General features: G+C 38.1%; 19 protein-coding genes. 14 read left to right on the forward strand and 5 right to left on the reverse strand.

The window, feature by feature from the left end:
- Positions 1-2: 2 nt before the first annotated feature.
- The 5 genes from HMPREF9096_RS07560 to HMPREF9096_RS07540 all read right to left on the reverse strand — a co-directional run bounded on the left by HMPREF9096_RS07560 (position 3) and on the right by HMPREF9096_RS07540 (position 5,693).
- On the reverse strand, positions 3-737 hold the full coding sequence (locus HMPREF9096_RS07560) for a hypothetical protein (protein ID WP_009499770.1): 735 nt from the start codon (positions 735-737) through the stop codon (positions 3-5).
- A 160-nt stretch (positions 738-897) separates the two neighbouring features.
- Positions 898-1,908 (reverse strand): galactose/methyl galactoside ABC transporter permease MglC, encoded by a 1,011-nt coding sequence (gene mglC / locus HMPREF9096_RS07555; protein WP_005645969.1) that lies wholly within the window; start codon positions 1,906-1,908, stop codon positions 898-900.
- 18 nt (positions 1,909-1,926) lie between these two features.
- Positions 1,927-3,447 (reverse strand): galactose/methyl galactoside ABC transporter ATP-binding protein MglA, encoded by a 1,521-nt coding sequence (gene mglA / locus HMPREF9096_RS07550; RefSeq protein ID WP_005633425.1) that lies wholly within the window; start codon positions 3,445-3,447, stop codon positions 1,927-1,929.
- Between the two features lie 65 nt (positions 3,448-3,512).
- Positions 3,513-4,508, reverse strand: a complete 996-nt coding sequence (gene mglB / locus HMPREF9096_RS07545) for a galactose/glucose ABC transporter substrate-binding protein MglB (RefSeq protein ID WP_009499771.1) — start codon at positions 4,506-4,508, stop codon at positions 3,513-3,515.
- 186 nt (positions 4,509-4,694) lie between these two features.
- Positions 4,695-5,693 (reverse strand): substrate-binding domain-containing protein, encoded by a 999-nt coding sequence (locus HMPREF9096_RS07540; protein WP_009499773.1) that lies wholly within the window; start codon positions 5,691-5,693, stop codon positions 4,695-4,697.
- A 210-nt stretch (positions 5,694-5,903) separates the two neighbouring features.
- Here HMPREF9096_RS07540 and galT point away from each other — a divergent pair, with 210 nt between their 5' ends.
- The 14 genes from galT (at position 5,904) to HMPREF9096_RS07470 (ending at position 18,363) form a co-directional block, all read left to right on the forward strand.
- Positions 5,904-6,953 (forward strand): galactose-1-phosphate uridylyltransferase, encoded by a 1,050-nt coding sequence (galT, locus tag HMPREF9096_RS07535; protein WP_009499774.1) that lies wholly within the window; start codon positions 5,904-5,906, stop codon positions 6,951-6,953.
- Between the two features lie 76 nt (positions 6,954-7,029).
- Entirely contained in the window at positions 7,030-8,184 is a 1,155-nt protein-coding gene (galK, locus tag HMPREF9096_RS07530) for a galactokinase (RefSeq protein ID WP_009499775.1), read from the forward strand.
- Positions 8,185-8,193: 9 nt separating this feature from the next.
- Positions 8,194-9,216 (forward strand): galactose-1-epimerase, encoded by a 1,023-nt coding sequence (gene galM / locus HMPREF9096_RS07525; RefSeq protein WP_032803238.1) that lies wholly within the window; start codon positions 8,194-8,196, stop codon positions 9,214-9,216.
- Between the two features lie 127 nt (positions 9,217-9,343).
- Positions 9,344-10,243: a CNNM family magnesium/cobalt transport protein CorC gene (gene corC / locus HMPREF9096_RS07520; RefSeq protein WP_009499777.1), complete on the forward strand. Its 900-nt coding sequence runs from the start codon at positions 9,344-9,346 to the stop codon at positions 10,241-10,243.
- 110 nt (positions 10,244-10,353) lie between these two features.
- A complete protein-coding gene (gene lnt, locus HMPREF9096_RS07515; RefSeq protein ID WP_009499778.1) occupies positions 10,354-11,892 on the forward strand; it encodes an apolipoprotein N-acyltransferase in 1,539 nt (512 codons plus the stop codon).
- Positions 11,893-11,931: 39 nt separating this feature from the next.
- Positions 11,932-12,726 carry a phospholipid ABC transporter ATP-binding protein MlaF gene (gene mlaF, locus HMPREF9096_RS07510; RefSeq protein WP_009499779.1) on the forward strand — a complete coding sequence of 265 codons (795 nt, stop codon included), beginning with the start codon at positions 11,932-11,934 and terminating at the stop codon, positions 12,724-12,726.
- Complete coding sequence (gene mlaE / locus HMPREF9096_RS07505; RefSeq protein ID WP_009499780.1) at positions 12,723-13,508, forward strand: lipid asymmetry maintenance ABC transporter permease subunit MlaE; 786 nt, start codon at positions 12,723-12,725, stop codon at positions 13,506-13,508. Before mlaF ends, mlaE begins: the two co-directional genes overlap by 4 nt.
- 9 nt (positions 13,509-13,517) lie before the next feature.
- On the forward strand, positions 13,518-14,024 hold the full coding sequence (gene mlaD, locus HMPREF9096_RS07500; RefSeq protein WP_009499781.1) for an outer membrane lipid asymmetry maintenance protein MlaD: 507 nt from the start codon (positions 13,518-13,520) through the stop codon (positions 14,022-14,024).
- Between the two features lie 28 nt (positions 14,025-14,052).
- On the forward strand, positions 14,053-14,697 hold the full coding sequence (mlaC, locus tag HMPREF9096_RS07495) for a phospholipid-binding protein MlaC (protein ID WP_172633380.1): 645 nt from the start codon (positions 14,053-14,055) through the stop codon (positions 14,695-14,697).
- Positions 14,698-14,707: 10 nt separating this feature from the next.
- Positions 14,708-15,034 carry a lipid asymmetry maintenance protein MlaB gene (locus tag HMPREF9096_RS07490; RefSeq protein ID WP_009499783.1) on the forward strand — a complete coding sequence of 109 codons (327 nt, stop codon included), beginning with the start codon at positions 14,708-14,710 and terminating at the stop codon, positions 15,032-15,034.
- An 11-nt stretch (positions 15,035-15,045) separates the two neighbouring features.
- The gene (locus HMPREF9096_RS07485) at positions 15,046-15,303 is read left to right on the forward strand and encodes a BolA family protein (RefSeq protein ID WP_005631356.1); all 258 of its coding nucleotides are present in this window, start codon (positions 15,046-15,048) and stop codon (positions 15,301-15,303) included.
- An 11-nt stretch (positions 15,304-15,314) separates the two neighbouring features.
- Positions 15,315-16,589 (forward strand): UDP-N-acetylglucosamine 1-carboxyvinyltransferase, encoded by a 1,275-nt coding sequence (murA, locus tag HMPREF9096_RS07480; RefSeq protein WP_009499784.1) that lies wholly within the window; start codon positions 15,315-15,317, stop codon positions 16,587-16,589.
- A gap of 300 nt (positions 16,590-16,889) precedes the next feature.
- The gene (locus HMPREF9096_RS07475; protein WP_009499785.1) at positions 16,890-17,663 is read left to right on the forward strand and encodes an amino acid ABC transporter substrate-binding protein; all 774 of its coding nucleotides are present in this window, start codon (positions 16,890-16,892) and stop codon (positions 17,661-17,663) included.
- On the forward strand, positions 17,647-18,363 hold the full coding sequence (locus HMPREF9096_RS07470; RefSeq protein ID WP_009499788.1) for an amino acid ABC transporter permease: 717 nt from the start codon (positions 17,647-17,649) through the stop codon (positions 18,361-18,363). Before HMPREF9096_RS07475 ends, HMPREF9096_RS07470 begins: the two co-directional genes overlap by 17 nt.
- Positions 18,364-18,366: the final 3 nt, after the last annotated feature.

Consider the following 18,366-nt stretch of genomic DNA (forward strand, 5'->3'; position numbering starts at 1 on the left):
GATTAATCCTTCATAAATAAGCTGTAGAAACGATAAGTCACTACTAGCATAAAAATATTAAGTAATGCGGTGAAAATACCTATTACCATATCAAATATAGCGTTATTGGAAAATGCACTTAATTGGAAAATGAGAACTGGCACTAGAAAATAAACCAGTAGGGTATAAATAAACAATACGCCTTTTCGAGTATTTCCTTGCATCCAAATTTTTCGGATAGTTTGAGAAAGTGTATCTTGAGTTGAAAGATAATGTACTGTCGTTAAATTTAAACGGGCGAAGAACCAAACTCCAACAATCATCGCGATAAGTGACATAATAGAGGGCGATTTTTTTGTGAGTAACGCAGCAAAAGCTTCTCCAAGACCGAGTAACATTGGTGCAACCATTAATAGATCTAACAGAATTACGCCTGCAAAACGACGCAAGGTAAGTGAGAAGGTTTCACCTAAAGTGCGGTAATTTTGTAAGCTAATTTTATGGATTGAGGTTAATCCCCAAGCTGCAATAAAACTCGTTAAAATTTGAGTGATTGCAAATGAAAAGATAAAACCAGTGATATCTGTATTGGCTAGATTTAATACATCATTTTTATTTTCATCATTAACTGGAAAACTTAAAAGTGCACTCGCGCTTTGCACAATAAATAAAATTGCGACAAATTGCAGCATGAGTTTTTGTTGATTACGGAAGAAGTTCCAACTGTCTTGCAATACTTGTGTAAAGTTAATTTGCATGATTATCTCTCTATAAAAATGGTGGCGCAATTATACAAGGTTTGCTGATTATTGCATAAATATCGTTAGTTAGGTGATGAATTCACGCTGAATTGAATATATAAAACAAAAGTGGGCAAGGACGCCCACTTTTTTGTTATCTTTAGAGAGATTATTCGTATTATTTTTTCTTCGCGTATTTTAAGGAGTCGATAGCAACAGCTAGAATAATAATGCTACCTTTGATGATGTATTGCCAGTAAGGGTTTACACCGATGTAAGTTAAACCGTAGTTGATAACTGTAAAGATGATAACCCCAGTGATTACACCAATAACGGTACCTACACCACCTGCAAAGGATACGCCACCCACTACGCAAGCGGCGATAGCATCTAATTCATACATGAAACCTAAGTTGTTAGTTGCAGAACCGATACGACCAGCTTCGAGCATACCACCGAATGCATAGAACATACCTGCAATCATGTAGATGACAACTAAGTTACGCGCAACGTTTACACCTGATACTTTCGCAGCTTCAGGGTTACCACCGATAGCAAATACGTTTTTACCAAAACGAGTTTTGTTCCACATAATCCATACTAATAATGCTGCGATAGCTGCATAGATAGTGATGTAAGATAGTTTAAAGCTGCCGACGCGGAAGAATCCTTGAGCGAATGTTGAGAAGTTTTCGCTAAAACCTGCGATTGGAGAACCACCTACAGCATCATAGTATAGTGAGTTGAAACCATATACGATGATCATGGTACCCATGGTTGCGATGAATGGCGTTACATTTAAGTAAGCGATAACTAAACCATTCACTAAACCAATTACTGCACCGATAGCACAAACTGCAAGAATTACTACAGGAATTGGAATTTCACCCATTTCAGGGAATACTCGGTTCATATTTTCCATTGATTGCAGCATGGTTGCAGAGATAACCGCTGCTAAACCAACTTGGCGACCAGCAGATAAGTCAGTTCCTTGTGTAATCAACAACCCTGCAACCCCGAGAGCAATAATTAAGCGCACAGAAGATTGAGTTAAGATGTTACTGAAGTTGATTAAATTTAAAAAGGTTGGATCTTGCGCAATAATAATACCGAGCAAAATCAGCAAGACAAAATAAATCGCATTTTGTTTTAATAAATCAAAGGATTTGTTTTTTTGTAAGGCACTCATGATTTGTTCCTTTTATCTTTATAAATATTTCGCAGCGAGTTGCAAGATTTCTTCTTGTGAAGTTTTTGCAGTTTCTACAATACCCGCCAATTTACCGTTACTCATCACTAAAATACGGTCAGTTACACCTAGTAATTCAGGCATTTCGGATGAAATCATAATAATGCCTTTATCTTTTTTAGCGAGTTCTTGAATGAGTTGGTAAATTTCAAATTTTGCCCCGATGTCGATACCACGAGTTGGCTCATCAAGCATCAGAATTTCAGGTTGAGTTAAAAGCCAACGACCGATAATGACCTTTTGTTGGTTACCGCCAGAAAGAGAACCAATTGTTGTTCTATGTGATGGCGTTTTAACATTCATTGAATCAATTACCCACTGGGTATCACTTTTCATTTTCTTCGTGCTAAGTAATTTCCATGGTGTGAGATAAGATTTCATATTTGAAATCAATGAGTTAAATTCAATGCTTAAATTAGAGTAAATACCAGTTGAACGACGCTCTTCAGTTACCAATGCAAAGCCATTATTAATCGCTTCAAGTGCGGTATGATTTTTCACGGTTTTTCCGTGTAACTTGATAGTTCCTTCGGTTAATTCACGTACGCCAAAAATAGCTTCAACGATATCAGTACGTTTCGCCCCCACAAGGCCTGCAATACCGAGAATTTCACCTTTTCGTAATTCAAAAGATACGTCTTGAATGGATGGTTGATTTTTAGCAGTAAGATTTTCCACCTGTAAAATTACTTCTTTTGGCGTGTTTGTTTTTTCAGGGAAACGCTGTGTTAATTCACGACCTACCATCATTCCGACAATTTGTTCCATGCTGGATTCTTTCACATTTACCGTGTTGATCCATTTACCGTCGCGTAAAATAGTAATTTCATCACAGATTTTGAAGATTTCATCCATTTTGTGAGAAATATAAATGATGCCGCAACCGCGTTGTTTTAATTTATCGATAATTTTAAACAGATGCTCAACTTCTTTTTCAGAAAGGGAGGATGTTGGTTCATCCATGATTACGATTTTAGCGTTGTATGAAAACGCCTTCGCAATTTCGATCATCTGCATTTGAGAAACTGAAAGTTTGGCGACTTTTTCTTTAGGATCTACATCAATATCCAATTCATCAAAAATCGCTTTAGTATCACGGTACATTTTGGCGTGATCGACAAAAGGTCCTTTAAGTGGATAGCGTCCAAGCCACAAGTTATCCATTACGCTAGTTTGGCGCACGAGGTTGAGTTCTTGGTGCACCATTGAAATACCATTCTCAAGGGCTTCTTTAGATGTTTTAAAATTGACGGGTTGACCTAAGAAAAGGATTTCACCTTCATCTTTGGCATAAATACCGAATAAGCATTTTAGTAATGTAGATTTGCCTGCGCCGTTCTCACCCATTAAAGCATGAACAGAATGTGAACGAACCGTTAAGTTTGCATTATCTAAGGCTTTTACACCCGGAAAGGACTTGCAGACATTGGTCATAGTGAGCAGCACTTGGCTGTCTTGACTTTGAGTTTGAGATGTCATATCCAACCTCGTTAAAAAGGGGAAGGGCAACTTCCCCTTGGATTACAACAAAAATTGATGAGAAATTATTTTAAGAAGTCGCCTAAGTTGTCTTTATCTACACCAACATAAGGGATACGTACAACACGATCTTTTAATTCCCATTTTGTGCCTTCAGTTGCTGCTTTGCCTTGTGCTAAGTTGTTAGATAATTGAACAACTGCTTTACCTTGGTTCACACCATCGTTTAACACAGTACCAGCAAGTTCACCTTTTTTGATGAGTTGTAATGCTTCTGGTAACGCATCCACACCGAAGATAGGGAGTTTTTTACCATGTGCTTTGGTTGCTTCTAATGCGCCTAATGCCATACCATCGTTGTTAGAAATAATTACTTCAATGTCGTTTGCTTTAGAGCTAGATAACCAAGCATCTACTTTATCTTTCGCCATTGCAGCATCCCACATACCGGTATCAATAAATAATTGTTCAGTTTGGATACCTTTCGCATTAAGTTCTTCAACTACGAATTTTGTACGTGCTTCAGCATCTGGGTGACCTGGTTCACCTTTTAATAATACGAATTGGATTTTACCATCTTTATTTAAGTCTAGAGCTGGGTTAGCTTTCCATTGTTTTGCAATTAAATCCCCTTGAATTAAGCCTGATTCTTTTGGATCAGTACCTACATAGTAAGCGTGTTCATAAGAACCGATAGCCTTTGCACCAGGGTCTTTATTAAAGAATACAACAGGAATGTTATCTGGTTTTGCTTTGCTAATAATAGTTGGCGCTGCAGCTGGGTCAACTAAGTTAATTGCAAGAGCTTTCACACCTTTGGAAAGTAATACATCAACTTGGTCATTTTGAATTGATTGTGCATTTTGGGAGTCATTCATTAATAAGTTAATGCCACCAAGTGTTTTAGCTTCTTTGTCGATTTCTTTACGCATTAAAGACATGAAGTTGTCATCGTATTTGTAAATGGTTACACCAATTTTGTTACTTGCTGCGAAGCTAGAAGATGCTGCACCTAAACCGATAGCCAAAGCAACTGCACTTAATACTGCTGTTTTTTTCATAATAACGCTCCTATTTTGGAATGTTGATGTTAGAGATAAATATTGCATTACATTCTGCAATTGATGCCATATTAGCGAATAATCTGCTTGGAATCTGTGATCAAACTCACATAAATGAAAACGATTACATTAAAAATTCGGATTTGTGATCGCCATCACATTTTATGAGTGCGTTTATCTTCAAATTTAGATAGATTCCACAGAAAAACGACGTACTAATGTTGGGTTAAATTGAATTGTTGATGGCGTTCTCACCTCATTATCGACAAGACTTAATGCAAGGTTGGCTGCATAAGTTGCCATTAAATCAATAGGATAGCGAATGGTCGTCAATTTAGGAATTAAATAACGAGCAATTGGCATATCGTCAAAACCAATGATTGAAAATTGGCTTGGTACACTAATATTGTTTTCATTGAGAACTGAAATGGCTCCCGCAGCCATTGAATCGTTATAAGCTACAACTGCAGTGAGATCTTTGTTATAACTAAGCAAATCAATCATTGCTTTTTCACCCCCTTCGAAGTCTGGTGAATTGTGCGTTATGGCATGCTCAACAATTGGATAATTGTGATCTTTTAATGCAGTCAGATAACCATCTCGACGCTCAATTTCATCGAAAATAGCATGGTTAGATCCAATATATGCGATATGTTTATGACTACAACGGATAAGCATTTCCGTTGCTAAGTAGGTTCCCTTTTTATTATCTAAACTTACACAACGATTTTCATATCCTTGAATCACTCTGTTGATAATCACCATTCCTGGTACTGTTTTCAAATAATGGCTAAGTTCATCGTCAGATAACGCTTTCGAATGCACAACTAAACAACTACAACGCTTGCGAAGTAAAGTATCAATAGCTTCACGTTCCTTCTCTGCGTGGTGATAACCAATACCAATCAAGATTGTTTTATGATGTGCTTCTGCAACTTTATCTACGGCTTTCACTAAAATAGCAAAAAACGAGTCTGTTACATCGGTAACAACCACACCAATAGTATCAGTGTTTTGTATTGCAAGGGCTTTAGCATTTGCATCTGGCTGATAATTAAGTTGCTCAATTGCTTGTTTTACTGCAAGGCGGGTGTCTTCACTCACTGAGCGATGTTGATTTACAACACGAGAAACAGTCGCAATAGATACATGGGCTAATTCGGCTACATCATGAATGGTGCTCATAGAATGCTCTCCATAATGAAATCACGTTTCTTATTATGTTCTTTATAAATAAAATTGAAAGCGGTTACTTTCTGATTTGTAACCGAGATCACAAAAAACTTTCAGAGATTTTCCCATTATGTGATACTGATCACGGTTTATTTTTGTGAATTTGCTATCTTATGCGCAGTATTTTATGTAATCGTTTACAATTTAGAAAGGGAGCCAATTATGAGTGATATTTTTGAACCAACAGAGCATCCACATCGTCGCTATAATCCGTTAATCGATCAATGGGTTTTGGTATCACCACATCGTGCTAAGCGTCCATGGCAAGGACAACAGGAAAAAGTCAATGAAGAACAAAAACCAAGCTATGATCCAACTTGTTATCTTTGCCCGAGTAATAAGCGTATTACAGGTGAATTAAATCCAGACTATCGTAAACCTTATGTGTTTAAAAATGATTTTTCCGCGCTTTTAGAAGATACGCCAGCCCCTGAAAAATCCTCAGATCCACTTTTCCAAAGTTCTCAAGCTCGTGGTGAAAGCCGTGTTATCTGTTTCTCCCCAGATCATAGTAAAACCTTACCATTATTGACCGCACTTGAGATTGAAGAAGTGATTAAAGTATGGCAAGAGCAACTTCGTGAACTTGGCGCGAAATACCAATGGGTGCAAATTTTTGAAAACAAAGGGTCGGCAATGGGGTGTTCGAACCCACATCCACATGGTCAAATTTGGGCGAATAGTTTCTTGCCAAATGAAGTTGCTCGTGAAGATCGCACACAACGCGATTATTTATTAAAACATGGTTCAGTCATGTTAGTTGATTATGTGAAACGAGAACTGGAGTTAAAAGAACGTATTGTCGTTGAAACTGAACATTGGGTAGCTTTAGTGCCTTATTGGGCTGTTTGGCCATTTGAAACATTGCTTTTACCAAAAACGCATGTAAAACGTTTAACTGAATTAAGTGACGAGCAATCAAAAGATCTTGCGATTATTTTGAAAAAATTGACGACCAAATACGACAATCTATTTGAGACCTCTTTCCCATATTCAATGGGATTCCATGCCGCACCATTTAATGGCGAAGATAACGAACATTGGCAGCTACATGCTCATTTTTACCCTCCTCTTTTACGCTCAGCAACCGTGCGTAAATTTATGGTGGGATATGAAATGTTAGGCGAAAGCCAACGTGATTTAACGGCAGAACAGGCTGCAGAGCGATTACGTGCTTTGAGTGAAGTTCATTATAAAGAAAGAATTAAATAATATAGCCAGTCCCCCTCTTTAGCTTTAGCAAAGAGGGAGCTAGATCGAGTACAGATTTAATATAAAGGATAGAAATATGACCCCAATCCAAAATGCTCAACAAATTTTCAATAAACAGCATAAAAATTTGCCAGAAATTACCGTCTATGCGCCTGGCCGAGTAAATATCATTGGTGAACATACTGACTACAACGATGGCTTTGTTATGCCTTGTGCGATTAATTTTGGTACGGCCGTTTCTGGTACAAAACGAGATGATCATATTTGGAATGTTTATGCGGCGGATCTTGATGAAACTGATGAATTTTCTCTTAATGTTGAAATTCCTAAGAGTGAACACAAATGGGCTAATTACGTGCGTGGGGTTGTAAAATTTATCCAAGAACGTTACCCGCACTTTCGACAAGGTGCAAATTTAGTGATTTCTGGAAATGTGCCGCTTTCTTCTGGATTAAGTTCATCTGCAGCGCTAGAAGTTGCGGTGGGTAAATTCTGCCAACAACTTGGCGATTTACCGCTTTCTCACACGGATATTGCATTGAATGGGCAAAAAGCGGAAAACCAATTTGTCGGTGCTAATTGTGGCAATATGGATCAGTTAATTTCCGCACTTGGGCAGGAAAATCACTTACTAATGATCGATTGCCGTAGTCTTGAAACCACTCCAACACCCGTGCCACAAGATGTCGCCGTTATTATTGTGAATTCAAACGTACCGCACGATTTAGTAACAGGCGAATACAATACTCGCCGTCAGCAATGTGAAGATGCGGCAAAATTTTTTGGAGTAAAAGCATTGCGTGATGTTTCAGTTGAACAATTCCAAAAAAGAGAAGCGGAATTGACCGCACTTTCTCCGTTAGCAGCAAAACGCGCTCGTCATGTCGTAACAGAAAATCAACGAGTACTCGATGCAGTGGAAGCATTGAAGAAGAATGATTTGACCCATTTAGGTGAGTTAATGGGGGAATCTCATGATTCAATGCGTGATGATTTTGAAATCACCGTGCCACAAATTGATTATTTAGTTGAATTGGCTCAACTTGTTATTGGCAAAAGTGGCGGTGCACGTATGACAGGCGGCGGTTTTGGTGGTTGTATTGTCGCACTTGCGCCGCATGATAAAGTCGATGCGGTTCGTAAAATTATTGCGGATAATTACGAGAAAACGACCGGTTTAAAAGAAACTTTTTATGTATGCACTGCATCACAAGGTGTTCGAGTGATTTAAGAGAAAATGATGTTAGAACAAACCATTTTTAGTGCGCCTGATGGTGCACCTTATCAGCTTATAACCCTACAAAATGAAAATGGGATGCGTGTTCAATTTATGGATTGGGGGGCAACGTGGCTTTCTTGTAAAGTGCCAGTAAATGGCACTTTACGCGAGGTTTTATTGGGTTGTAAGGTAGAGGATTATCCCACTCATCAAAGCTATTTAGGCGCAAGCGTAGGGCGTTATGCAAATCGTATTGCAAACGCAGAATTTGAATTGAATGGTGAACTCATTCAGTTGAAAAGTAATCAAGGTAAACATCAGCTTCATGGTGGAGAGGGCTTTGATAAACGTCGTTGGAAAGTGGAAGAGTGCGGTCAGAATTTTGTGCATTTTTCATTACATTCAGAGCATGGTGATCAAGGTTTTCCTGGTAATGTAAATGTGTCTGTAACCTATACGCTAACAGATGATAATAGCGTAAAAATTGAATATGCAGGGATGAGTGATAAGGATACTGCATTGAACCTAACGAATCATGCTTATTTCAATTTAGAAAATGCAGAGCAAGGCAGTGACGTGCGTGAACATACATTACGTTTAAATGCTGATTTTTATCTGCCTGTAGATAATGAGGGGATTCCTAATTCTCCATTAAAGCACGTAGTGAATACGAGTTTTGACTTCCGTATTGCTAAACCCATCAAGCAAGATTTTTTACAAGGGGATCAGCAAGCAACAAAAGGTTACGATCATTCCTTTATTGTCAATAAAGCTTGGCAAAAACCTTGCGTGTTATTGACTTCTCCAACTGGTGATTTAAGTTTGGAAGTAAGAACCTCGCAAGCCGCATTGCAGGTTTATACGGGTAATTATCTTGCAGGTACACCAACGAGAAATGACGAATTATATGCCGATTTTTCTGGCGTAGCACTGGAAACCCAATGTTTGCCTGACACGCCTAATCATCCTGAATGGCAAAATTACGGTGGAATTCAAAAAGCAGGCGAGCGATATTATCAATGGACGGAGTTTAAGTTCTTATAGAATTGAAGTGCGGTAGAAAATAAAGAGATATTTCACCGCACTTTTCTTTTCCTTTGCTTTATCTTTGCGAAGATGCTCAAAATATGATACTTTTTCGCCGTCAATAAGACATCAACTATAAACCAATATGAACGACGAACAGCAAAATTCAAACCAATCTGAAAATACGAAAAAACCTTTTTTCCAATCTTTATTTGGTCGCTTTTTTCAAGGTGAACTAAAAAATCGTGAAGAACTTGTGGAAGTAATTCGCGATTCAGAACAAAACGATTTAATTGATCAAAATACGCGTGAAATGATTGAAGGCGTGATGGAAATCGCGGAGCTTCGTGTTCGCGATATTATGATTCCTCGTTCACAAATTATTTTTATTGAAGATCAACAAGATTTAAATACTTGTTTAAACACAATTATTGAATCCGCTCATTCTCGTTTCCCAGTGATTGCCGATGCGGATGATCGCGATAATATCGTAGGTATTTTGCATGCGAAAGATTTATTGAAATTTTTACGTGAAGATGCCGAAGAGTTTGATTTATCTTCATTATTACGTCCAGTAGTGATTGTTCCAGAAAGCAAAAGAGTGGATCGTATGTTGAAAGATTTCCGCTCTGAGCGTTTCCATATGGCTATTGTGGTGGACGAATTTGGTGCGGTATCAGGCCTTGTTACCATTGAAGATATACTGGAACAAATTGTTGGCGATATTGAAGATGAATTTGATGAAGAAGAGATTGCGGATATTCGTCAGCTTTCTCGTCATACTTATGCTGTGCGTGCGCTTACAGATATTGATGATTTCAATGCGCAATTTAATACGGATTTTGATGATGAAGAAGTGGATACCATTGGCGGGCTGATTATGCAAACTTTTGGTTATTTACCAAAACGTGGTGAAGAAATTATGTTGAAAAATCTTCAATTTAAAGTTACTTCGGCAGATAGTCGCCGATTGATTCAACTTCGAGTTACTGTGCCAGATGAACATTTGGCAGAAATGGATGATGTGGAAGAAAAAGTTGAATAGCATTTAATCATCCTCAATGATGGCGCGCGTTTTCTAACGCGTGCTTTTTATTTACTTGAAATGGAATTTCAAATTTCAACACAAAGACGCTCGTGAGGGCGTGCAAAATTATGAATAAATATTTTACTTATCTTATTGCGATTATATCTGGTTTAGTTGGTGTTTTTGCCTTCTCGCCATTTGATTATTGGCCTTTAGCCTATGTTTCTTTACTCGGTTTACTTTATGTCGCTAAAAACCCTAAAAAATCCACCGCACTTTTAGCGACGTTTTTGTGGTCGATGGGATTTTTCTGCTTTGGGGTGAGTTGGCTTAATGTCAGTATTCACCAATTTGGTGGCGCGTCTTTAGGTGTGAGTTATTTCCTTGTCGGTTTACTTGCAGCTTATCTTGCGCTATACCCGATGCTCTTTACTTATTTGGTTCAGCGTTTCAACGTTCAAAGTGCGGTAATTTTTGCCGTGATTTGGACATTGACAGAATTTTTACGAGGTTGGATTTTTACCGGTTTTCCTTGGCTTCAGTTTGGCTATACACAAATTGATAGCCCATTTTATGGCATCGCCCCGATTTTTGGGGTAACAGGATTGACGTTTTTTACCGTTTGGGCAAGTGCGGTAATTTTTAATCTCGTTTCGTCTTTGTTTAAAACGAAAAATCTTAAATTAGTCTTGGCGAACGTTTTGTTATTGATCATTGTGGGGGGATTAAGTGCTTATTTATCCCGAATTCACTTTGTAAAAGCTGTTGAAGATAAGGCAATTTCAGTCACGCTTGCACAAGGAAATATTGAACAAAATCTAAAATGGGATCCAGCTTATTTCTATTCTACTTTGGCGATTTATCAAAAATTAATCGCAGAAAATCTTGGTAAAACAGATTTAATTATTTTGCCTGAATCAGCGTTGCCAACTCTTGAAAATGCGATTACGCCATTTTTTGAAGGATTAGATCGTGCAGCTAAAGAAACGAAAACGGAGATAATGGTTGGAACGGTATTCGAAGATACGAAATCTGGTAAGTTGCTTAATTCTATTATGACCGTTGGAAACCCAGACTTTCCTTATCAGCCAGATACGTCAAATCGTTATAGTAAGCATCATCTCGTGCCTTTCGGTGAATATGTTCCGCTAGAAAGTATTTTGCGACCACTTAATTCAGTGTTTAATTTGCCGATGTCTGCATTTCAAAGCGGGGACGCGATTCAGCCATCTTTAATGGCAAAAAAACGCGCTTTTTCGCCAGCAATTTGCTATGAGATTATTTTCGGTGAACAAGTGCGACAAAATTTGAAACAAGATACGGATTATTTGCTCACAATTTCTAATGATGCCTGGTTTGGTGATTCAATTGGGCCTTGGCAACATTTACAGATGGCAAGAATGCGCTCTTTAGAATTGGGTAAACCGCTTATTCGTGCAACGAATACGGGGATTTCAGTGTTTGTTGATGCTCAAGGTAAGGTGTTAGCGCAGGCACCGCAGTTTATTGAAACAACGTTGACGCATAAAATTGCACCTGCGGAAGGCAAAACCCCTTATTCTGTGCTAGGAAATATGCCTTTATATGGTTTGTCATTGTTGTTTTTAGTATTACACGGCATGATGGCGTTTGTTCGTCGTAAGATGAACCTTTCACAAAAACGCTAGTCAAAACGACCGCACTTTTTATTTATAAACGAGATTTTAATGAATCAAAATCTAATTGAAGTTAAGAATCTCACCTTTAAACGCGGTGAACGCGTGATTTACGATAACCTGAATTTGCAAGTCAAAAAGGGAAAAATCACTGCGATCATGGGGCCGTCGGGGATTGGAAAAACCACCTTACTTAAATTGATCGGTGGGCAGCTAATACCAGAACAAGGTGAAATTTTGTTTGATGGACAAGATATTTGTCGTCTATCTAATAGTGAACTGTATGAAGTACGCAAGCGGATGGGGATGTTATTCCAATCCGGCGCGCTTTTTACGGATATTTCTACTTTTGATAATGTCGCCTTTCCAATTCGTGAACATACGCATTTGCCTGAAAGTTTAATTCGACAAATCGTATTGATGAAATTGGAAGCTGTTGGGTTGCGAGGTGCTGCCGCATTGATGCCTTCAGAACTTTCTGGTGGTATGGCTCGTCGAGCTGCATTAGCACGCGCTATTGCACTTGACCCTGATTTAATTATGTTTGATGAGCCATTTACTGGGCAAGATCCAATCAGTATGGGCGTAATTTTAAGCTTGATTAAACGATTAAATGAAGCGTTAAATCTGACTTCTATCGTCGTGTCGCACGATGTGGAGGAAGTATTGAGTATTGCAGATTATGCCTATATTATTGCAGACCAAAAAGTCATCGCAGAAGGAACATCTGAGCAGCTTTTACAGAGCCAAGATCCGCGCGTGGTGCAATTCTTAAAAGGTGAATCTGATGGCCCTGTGCGCTTTAAGTACCCAGCGCAAGATTATGTAAAGGAATTGTTTGAATGATCGTCAATTTTATTTCTGCTATGGGAAAACAGGTGATCGACTTTTTCCGTGCCTTAGGGCGAGCAGGCTTTATGTTATTTGGCGCATTGATCGGCAGGCCACAAATTCGTAAGCATTTTCCTTTGCTTGTGAAGCAAATGCATGTTTTAGGTGTCCAATCGTTACTCATTATTTTGTTGTCCGGTTTATTTATTGGAATGGTATTAGGACTACAAGGTTATGTTGTGTTAGTCGATTTTTCTGCTGAAACAAGTTTGGGGCAGCTCGTAGCGCTTTCTCTTTTACGAGAATTAGGGCCTGTTGTTACCGCACTTTTATTTGCTGGTCGAGCAGGTTCTGCATTGACCGCTGAAATAGGCTTAATGAAAGCGACTGAACAACTTTCTAGTCTTGAAATGATGGCTGTCGATCCTTTACGTCGAGTGATTGCACCTCGTTTTTGGGCAGGAGTTATTTCCATGCCAATTTTGTCAATCTTGTTTATCGCGATTGGTATTTGGGGCGGTTCCTTAGTTGGTGTGGATTGGAAAGGTGTTGATTCAGGTAGCTTTTGGTCTGTGATGCAAAATTCCGTGAGTTGGAGCTATGATATTTTAAATGGCTTTATTAAAGCGATTTTCTTTGCTGTAGCCGTGACTTGGATTGCGCTTTTTAATGGTTATGATTGTATGCCAACATCAGAAGGTATCAGCCAAGCTACAACACGAACAGTTGTTCATGCCTCTCTTGTTGTTCTAGGATTAGATTTTATTTTAACTGCTATTATGTTTGGAGCAGGTTAAGGATTTTTTATGAGACAAACAATTAAATATGAATTTTGGGTAGGGTTATTTTTATTACTTGGTATTGGCGCCTTAGTTTTTTTAGGTTTACGCGTAGCCAACGTACAAGGTTTTGGTGAGACGAAATCTTATACTGTGACGGCAACTTTTGATAATATTGGTGGACTTAAAGTACGTGCACCATTAAAAGTTGGTGGAGTGGTTATTGGACGCGTGAGCGGTATTACACTTGATGAAAAAAGCTATTTACCAAAAGTCAGTATCGCAATTAATCAGGAATATAATGAAATCCCAGAAAACAGTTCTTTATCAATTAAGACATCTGGCTTATTGGGTGAGCAATATATTGCATTAACAATGGGATTTGATGATGGTGAATCGGCTATGCTTAAAGAGGGTAGCCAAATTCAAGACACAAAATCTGCTATGGTGTTGGAGGATTTAATCGGCCAATTCCTTTACGGCGATAAAAAATCTGATGGTAACAGTGAAAAGACTGAGCCTACAGGGCAATAACAACTAACATTTATTTAGGAGATTTATGATGAAATTTTTCCAAGTGAAAAAATGGTTTGCAATTTTAACCTTAGTATTTACCGCACTTTTTGCTGCTGGTACTGCTATGGCTGAAACAAGCCCTTATGTATTGATGCAACAAGCGTCAGATAAATTGTTTTCTGATATTCAGGCAAATCAAAGCCAGATTAAAAAGAATCCAAATTATCTACGTACTATCGTTCGTAATGATTTGCTGCCTTATGTTCAAGTCAATTATGCAGGTTCTTTAGTTTTAGGTTCTCATTTCAAATCTACTACACCTGAACAACGTGAAAAATTCTTTAAAGCTTTTGGTGATTTTATTGAACAAGCTTATGCACAAGTATTAACGGCATATTCAAATCAACAAATCCAGATCGAGCCAGAAAAAGCATTAGGCGATAAAAACTTAGTAAATATTCGTGTGAATATCATTCAAGCTAATGGAGCTGCGCCAATTAAATTAGATTTTAAATGGCGTAAAAATAGTAAAACTGGCGAATGGCAAGCTTATGACATGGTTGCTGAGGGCGTGAGCATGGTTGTGACAAAACAACAAGAATGGAGTGGTATCTTACGTCAACATGGCATTGATGCATTAACTGCACAAGTACAAAAATCAGCAGCCCAACCTGTAACATTAAGCAAATAATCTTGTTGCCATGTTAAATTGGGATTTAAAGAAAAATGATGATAAGATAGCGCTCCTTTTGTCAGGGGAGCTATCTCGCAACACGTTGTTGCCTATGTGGCAGCAACGTGATGTTTTTTTATCAGCTAATGCGCTGGATAAAAAAGTTGTTGAATGGGATTTGTCTGGTATTCAACATATTGATTCAGCAGGTTTTGCAGCTCTTTGTGATTTTTTACAAGAGTGTCAAAAGCTTAACAAAACAGTGCGATTAGTTTATCCACCAAAACAATTATTAACCCTTGCAGATCTTGTTGGTTTGTCTGATTGGATCGCAAATTTTACAGATCTTAATTAAACGGAAATTTGATGGAACTTCAAGAAATTGAACGAATTTTAAAAGATGCGCTAAACGTAGAAGAGGTTTATGCTCAAGGTGAAAATGCGCATTTTGGCGTGATTGTAGTGAGTGATGAAATTGCTGCACTTTCTCGCGTAAAACAACAACAAACAATTTATGCTCCGTTAATGGCTTATTTTACTACTGGCGAAATTCACGCGTTAACAATTAAAACTTATACCACTGAAAAGTGGAAACGTGATCGTGCATTAAACCAACTTAATTAAGGATTCAAAAAATGGAAAAATTTCGTGTTTATGGGCAATCTCGTTTAAGTGGAACCGTGAATATTTCAGGTGCAAAAAATGCCGCACTTCCAATTCTTTTTGCCGCTATTTTGGCAACAGAACCCGTTAAACTCACGAATGTTCCTGCACTTAAAGATATTGAAACCACTTTGAAAATTTTACGTAAATTAGGCGTGGTGGTAGATCGTGATGAAACTGGTGCAGTTTTATTAGATGCATCGAATATTGATCATTTCACTGCCCCTTATGAATTGGTTAAAACCATGCGTGCTTCAATTTGGGCATTGGCGCCTTTGGTTGCTCGTTTTCATCAAGGCCAAGTATCGTTACCTGGTGGTTGCTCTATCGGTGCTCGTCCAGTTGATCTCCATATTAGTGGTTTAGAAAAATTAGGCGCTGACATCGTTCTTGAAGAAGGATATGTAAAAGCACAAGTATTAGATCGTCTTGTGGGCACTCGCATTGTCATGGAAAAAGTGAGCGTAGGTGCAACTTTATCTATTATGATGGCAGCAACGCTTGCGAAAGGAACCACTGTGATTGAAAACGCGGCTCGTGAGCCTGAAATTGTAGATACCGCTGACTTCCTTAATAAAATGGGTGCGAAAATATCTGGTGCAGGTTCTGATCACATTACGATTGAAGGTGTTGAACGTTTAACTGGTTGTGAGCATAGTGTCGTGCCAGATCGTATTGAAACGGGTACATTCTTAATTGCCGCAGCAATTTCGGGCGGTCGTGTTGTTTGTCAAAATACTAAGGCTGATACCTTAGATGCAGTGATTGATAAACTTCGTGAAGCTGGCGCTCAAGTTGATGTTACTGAGAATAGTATCACTTTAGATATGCTTGGAAATCGCCCTAAAGCAGTGAATATTCGCACTGCGCCACATCCAGGTTTCCCTACTGATATGCAGGCTCAATTCACCTTATTAAATATGGTGGCAGAGGGCACAAGTATTATTACTGAAACGATTTTTGAAAATCGTTTTATGCATATTCCTGAATTAATTCGCATGGGCGGAAAAGCAGAAATTGAAGGGAATACTGCGGTATGTCACGGTGTTGAACAGTTATCTGGCGCCGAAGTAATGGCGACAGATTTACGTGCATCAATCAGTTTGGTTCTTGCAGGTTGTATCGCAACAGGTGAAACCATTGTAGATCGTATTTATCATATCGATCGTGGCTATGAACATATCGAAGATAAATTACGTGGCCTAGGTGCAAAAATTGAACGTTTTTCTGGAAGTGATGAAGAGTAATTAGCTACTCCACTTTTCTATTAGAAATTACAAGTTTATTTATAATCTTAAATTTCTACTAATGCCTTTCTCTAGAAAGGCATTTTTTTACTGAAATTTTATAAGGGTAGATTGAACACATTGTTTAGAAACCTGTTTTTCTGCAAGAAAGTGCGGTAGATTATTTTCTTATTTTGATAGTAATCTGTCATATCACTTTTTTATAACTAAAATTTATAAACTATAAATAAATAATCTTGTTTTTTCATAAGTTTGGTTTTTATAATCACGTCTAGTCAAACACAACACAAGGAAGAAAAAATGAAAAAATTACTTTTTACAACCGCACTTTTAAGCGCTGGTATTGCTTTCTCAACATTTTCTCACGCTGGTGAAATTGCTGACCGCGTTGAAAAAACTAAAACTTTATTAGTGGGAACTGAGGGTACTTATGCGCCATTTACTTTCCATGATAAAAGTGGAAAATTAACAGGCTTTGATGTAGAGGTTATTCGTAAAGTTGCTGAAAAGCTCGGTTTGAAAGTGGAATTTAAAGAAACACAATGGGATGCAATGTATGCGGGGTTAAATGCAAAACGTTTTGATGTGATTGCAAACCAAACTAACCCAAGCCCAGAGCGTTTAAAAAAATATAGTTTCACAACGCCTTATAATTATTCTGGTGGGGTGATTGTAACAAAATCATCGGATAACAGTATTAAATCATTTGAAGATTTGAAGGGGCGTAAATCTGCGCAATCTGCAACAAGTAACTGGGGTAAAGATGCAAAAGCAGCAGGCGCGCAGATTCTTGTAGTGGATGGTTTAGCACAGAGCTTAGAGCTTATTAAACAAGGCCGTGCAGAGGCAACAATTAATGATAAATTGGCGGTATTAGATTATTTTAAACAACACCCAAATGCTGGTTTAAAAATTGCTTATGACCGTGGGGATAAAATTCCGACTGCCTTTGCTTTTTTACAAGGTGAAGATGCATTGATTACAAAATTTAATCAAGCACTTGAAGCACTTCGCCAAGATGGTACATTAAAACAGATTTCAATTGAATGGTTTGGTGATGATATTACTCAATAATTGGTTAGCGAGTCTTCCATTTATGAGCGCAGAACGAGCTGATTATGTAATCAGCTCGTTTTGGCCTATGTTGGAAGCAGCAATTTTATACACATTGCCATTGGCAGTCATTTCCTTCTTCTGTGGTTTGCTTATTGCAGTGATTGTTGCAGTTATTCGTACTTTGCCTAGCCCTAATTTACCCTTAAAATTGTTACAGGCTTTATGTCGAGTGTATATCTCTATAATTCGAGGTACACCGATGTTAGTACAAATTTTTATTATTTTTTATGGATTACCTGAAGTTGGTATTACTTTAGAGCCCTTTCCAACAGCGATTATTGCATTTTCTATTAATATTGGTGCTTATGCAGCAGAGACAGTTCGTGCTTCAATTATTGCTATACCTAAAGGACAGTGGGAAGCCTCTTATGCGATAGGTATGAATTATCGACAAGCATTTATTCGTACAATTATGCCACAGGCTTTACGTATTTCAGTACCATCGCTTTCTAATACTTTTATTAGTACAGTGAAAGACACTTCATTAGCTTCTCTTGTTTTAGTGACAGAATTATTCCGTGTCGCACAAAATATTACAGCTGAGAATTATGAGTTTATTTTGATTTATAGTGAGGCAGCATTGATTTATTGGGTTTTCTGCCTTGTGTTATCTATTGGTCAAATGCGTTTAGAAAAACGCCTTTCTCGTCACTTGTAAGGA

The organism is Haemophilus sp. oral taxon 851 str. F0397 (assembly GCF_000242295.1).
Taxonomy (GTDB): domain Bacteria; phylum Pseudomonadota; class Gammaproteobacteria; order Enterobacterales; family Pasteurellaceae; genus Haemophilus.

Excerpts from the sequence above, each read along its gene's own strand:
- HMPREF9096_RS07490 (WP_009499783.1), top strand. The coding sequence starts at position 14,708 with ATGTTAAATTGGGATTTAAAGAAAAATGATGATAAGATAGCGCTCCTT.
- galT (WP_009499774.1), top strand. The coding sequence starts at position 5,904 with ATGAGTGATATTTTTGAACCAACAGAGCATCCACATCGTCGCTATAAT.
- mglC (WP_005645969.1), bottom strand. The coding sequence starts at position 1,908 with ATGAGTGCCTTACAAAAAAACAAATCCTTTGATTTATTAAAACAAAAT.
- galM (WP_032803238.1), top strand. The coding sequence starts at position 8,194 with ATGTTAGAACAAACCATTTTTAGTGCGCCTGATGGTGCACCTTATCAG.
- mlaE (WP_009499780.1), top strand. The coding sequence starts at position 12,723 with ATGATCGTCAATTTTATTTCTGCTATGGGAAAACAGGTGATCGACTTT.
- mglA (WP_005633425.1), bottom strand. The coding sequence starts at position 3,447 with ATGACATCTCAAACTCAAAGTCAAGACAGCCAAGTGCTGCTCACTATG.
- HMPREF9096_RS07470 (WP_009499788.1), top strand. The coding sequence starts at position 17,647 with ATGATATTACTCAATAATTGGTTAGCGAGTCTTCCATTTATGAGCGCA.
- HMPREF9096_RS07485 (WP_005631356.1), top strand. The coding sequence starts at position 15,046 with ATGGAACTTCAAGAAATTGAACGAATTTTAAAAGATGCGCTAAACGTA.
- HMPREF9096_RS07540 (WP_009499773.1), bottom strand. The coding sequence starts at position 5,693 with ATGAGCACCATTCATGATGTAGCCGAATTAGCCCATGTATCTATTGCG.
- HMPREF9096_RS07475 (WP_009499785.1), top strand. The coding sequence starts at position 16,890 with ATGAAAAAATTACTTTTTACAACCGCACTTTTAAGCGCTGGTATTGCT.
- galK (WP_009499775.1), top strand. The coding sequence starts at position 7,030 with ATGACCCCAATCCAAAATGCTCAACAAATTTTCAATAAACAGCATAAA.
- corC (WP_009499777.1), top strand. The coding sequence starts at position 9,344 with ATGAACGACGAACAGCAAAATTCAAACCAATCTGAAAATACGAAAAAA.
- HMPREF9096_RS07560 (WP_009499770.1), bottom strand. The coding sequence starts at position 737 with ATGCAAATTAACTTTACACAAGTATTGCAAGACAGTTGGAACTTCTTC.
- mlaD (WP_009499781.1), top strand. The coding sequence starts at position 13,518 with ATGAGACAAACAATTAAATATGAATTTTGGGTAGGGTTATTTTTATTA.
- mlaC (WP_172633380.1), top strand. The coding sequence starts at position 14,053 with ATGAAATTTTTCCAAGTGAAAAAATGGTTTGCAATTTTAACCTTAGTA.
- murA (WP_009499784.1), top strand. The coding sequence starts at position 15,315 with ATGGAAAAATTTCGTGTTTATGGGCAATCTCGTTTAAGTGGAACCGTG.
- lnt (WP_009499778.1), top strand. The coding sequence starts at position 10,354 with ATGAATAAATATTTTACTTATCTTATTGCGATTATATCTGGTTTAGTT.
- mglB (WP_009499771.1), bottom strand. The coding sequence starts at position 4,508 with ATGAAAAAAACAGCAGTATTAAGTGCAGTTGCTTTGGCTATCGGTTTA.
- mlaF (WP_009499779.1), top strand. The coding sequence starts at position 11,932 with ATGAATCAAAATCTAATTGAAGTTAAGAATCTCACCTTTAAACGCGGT.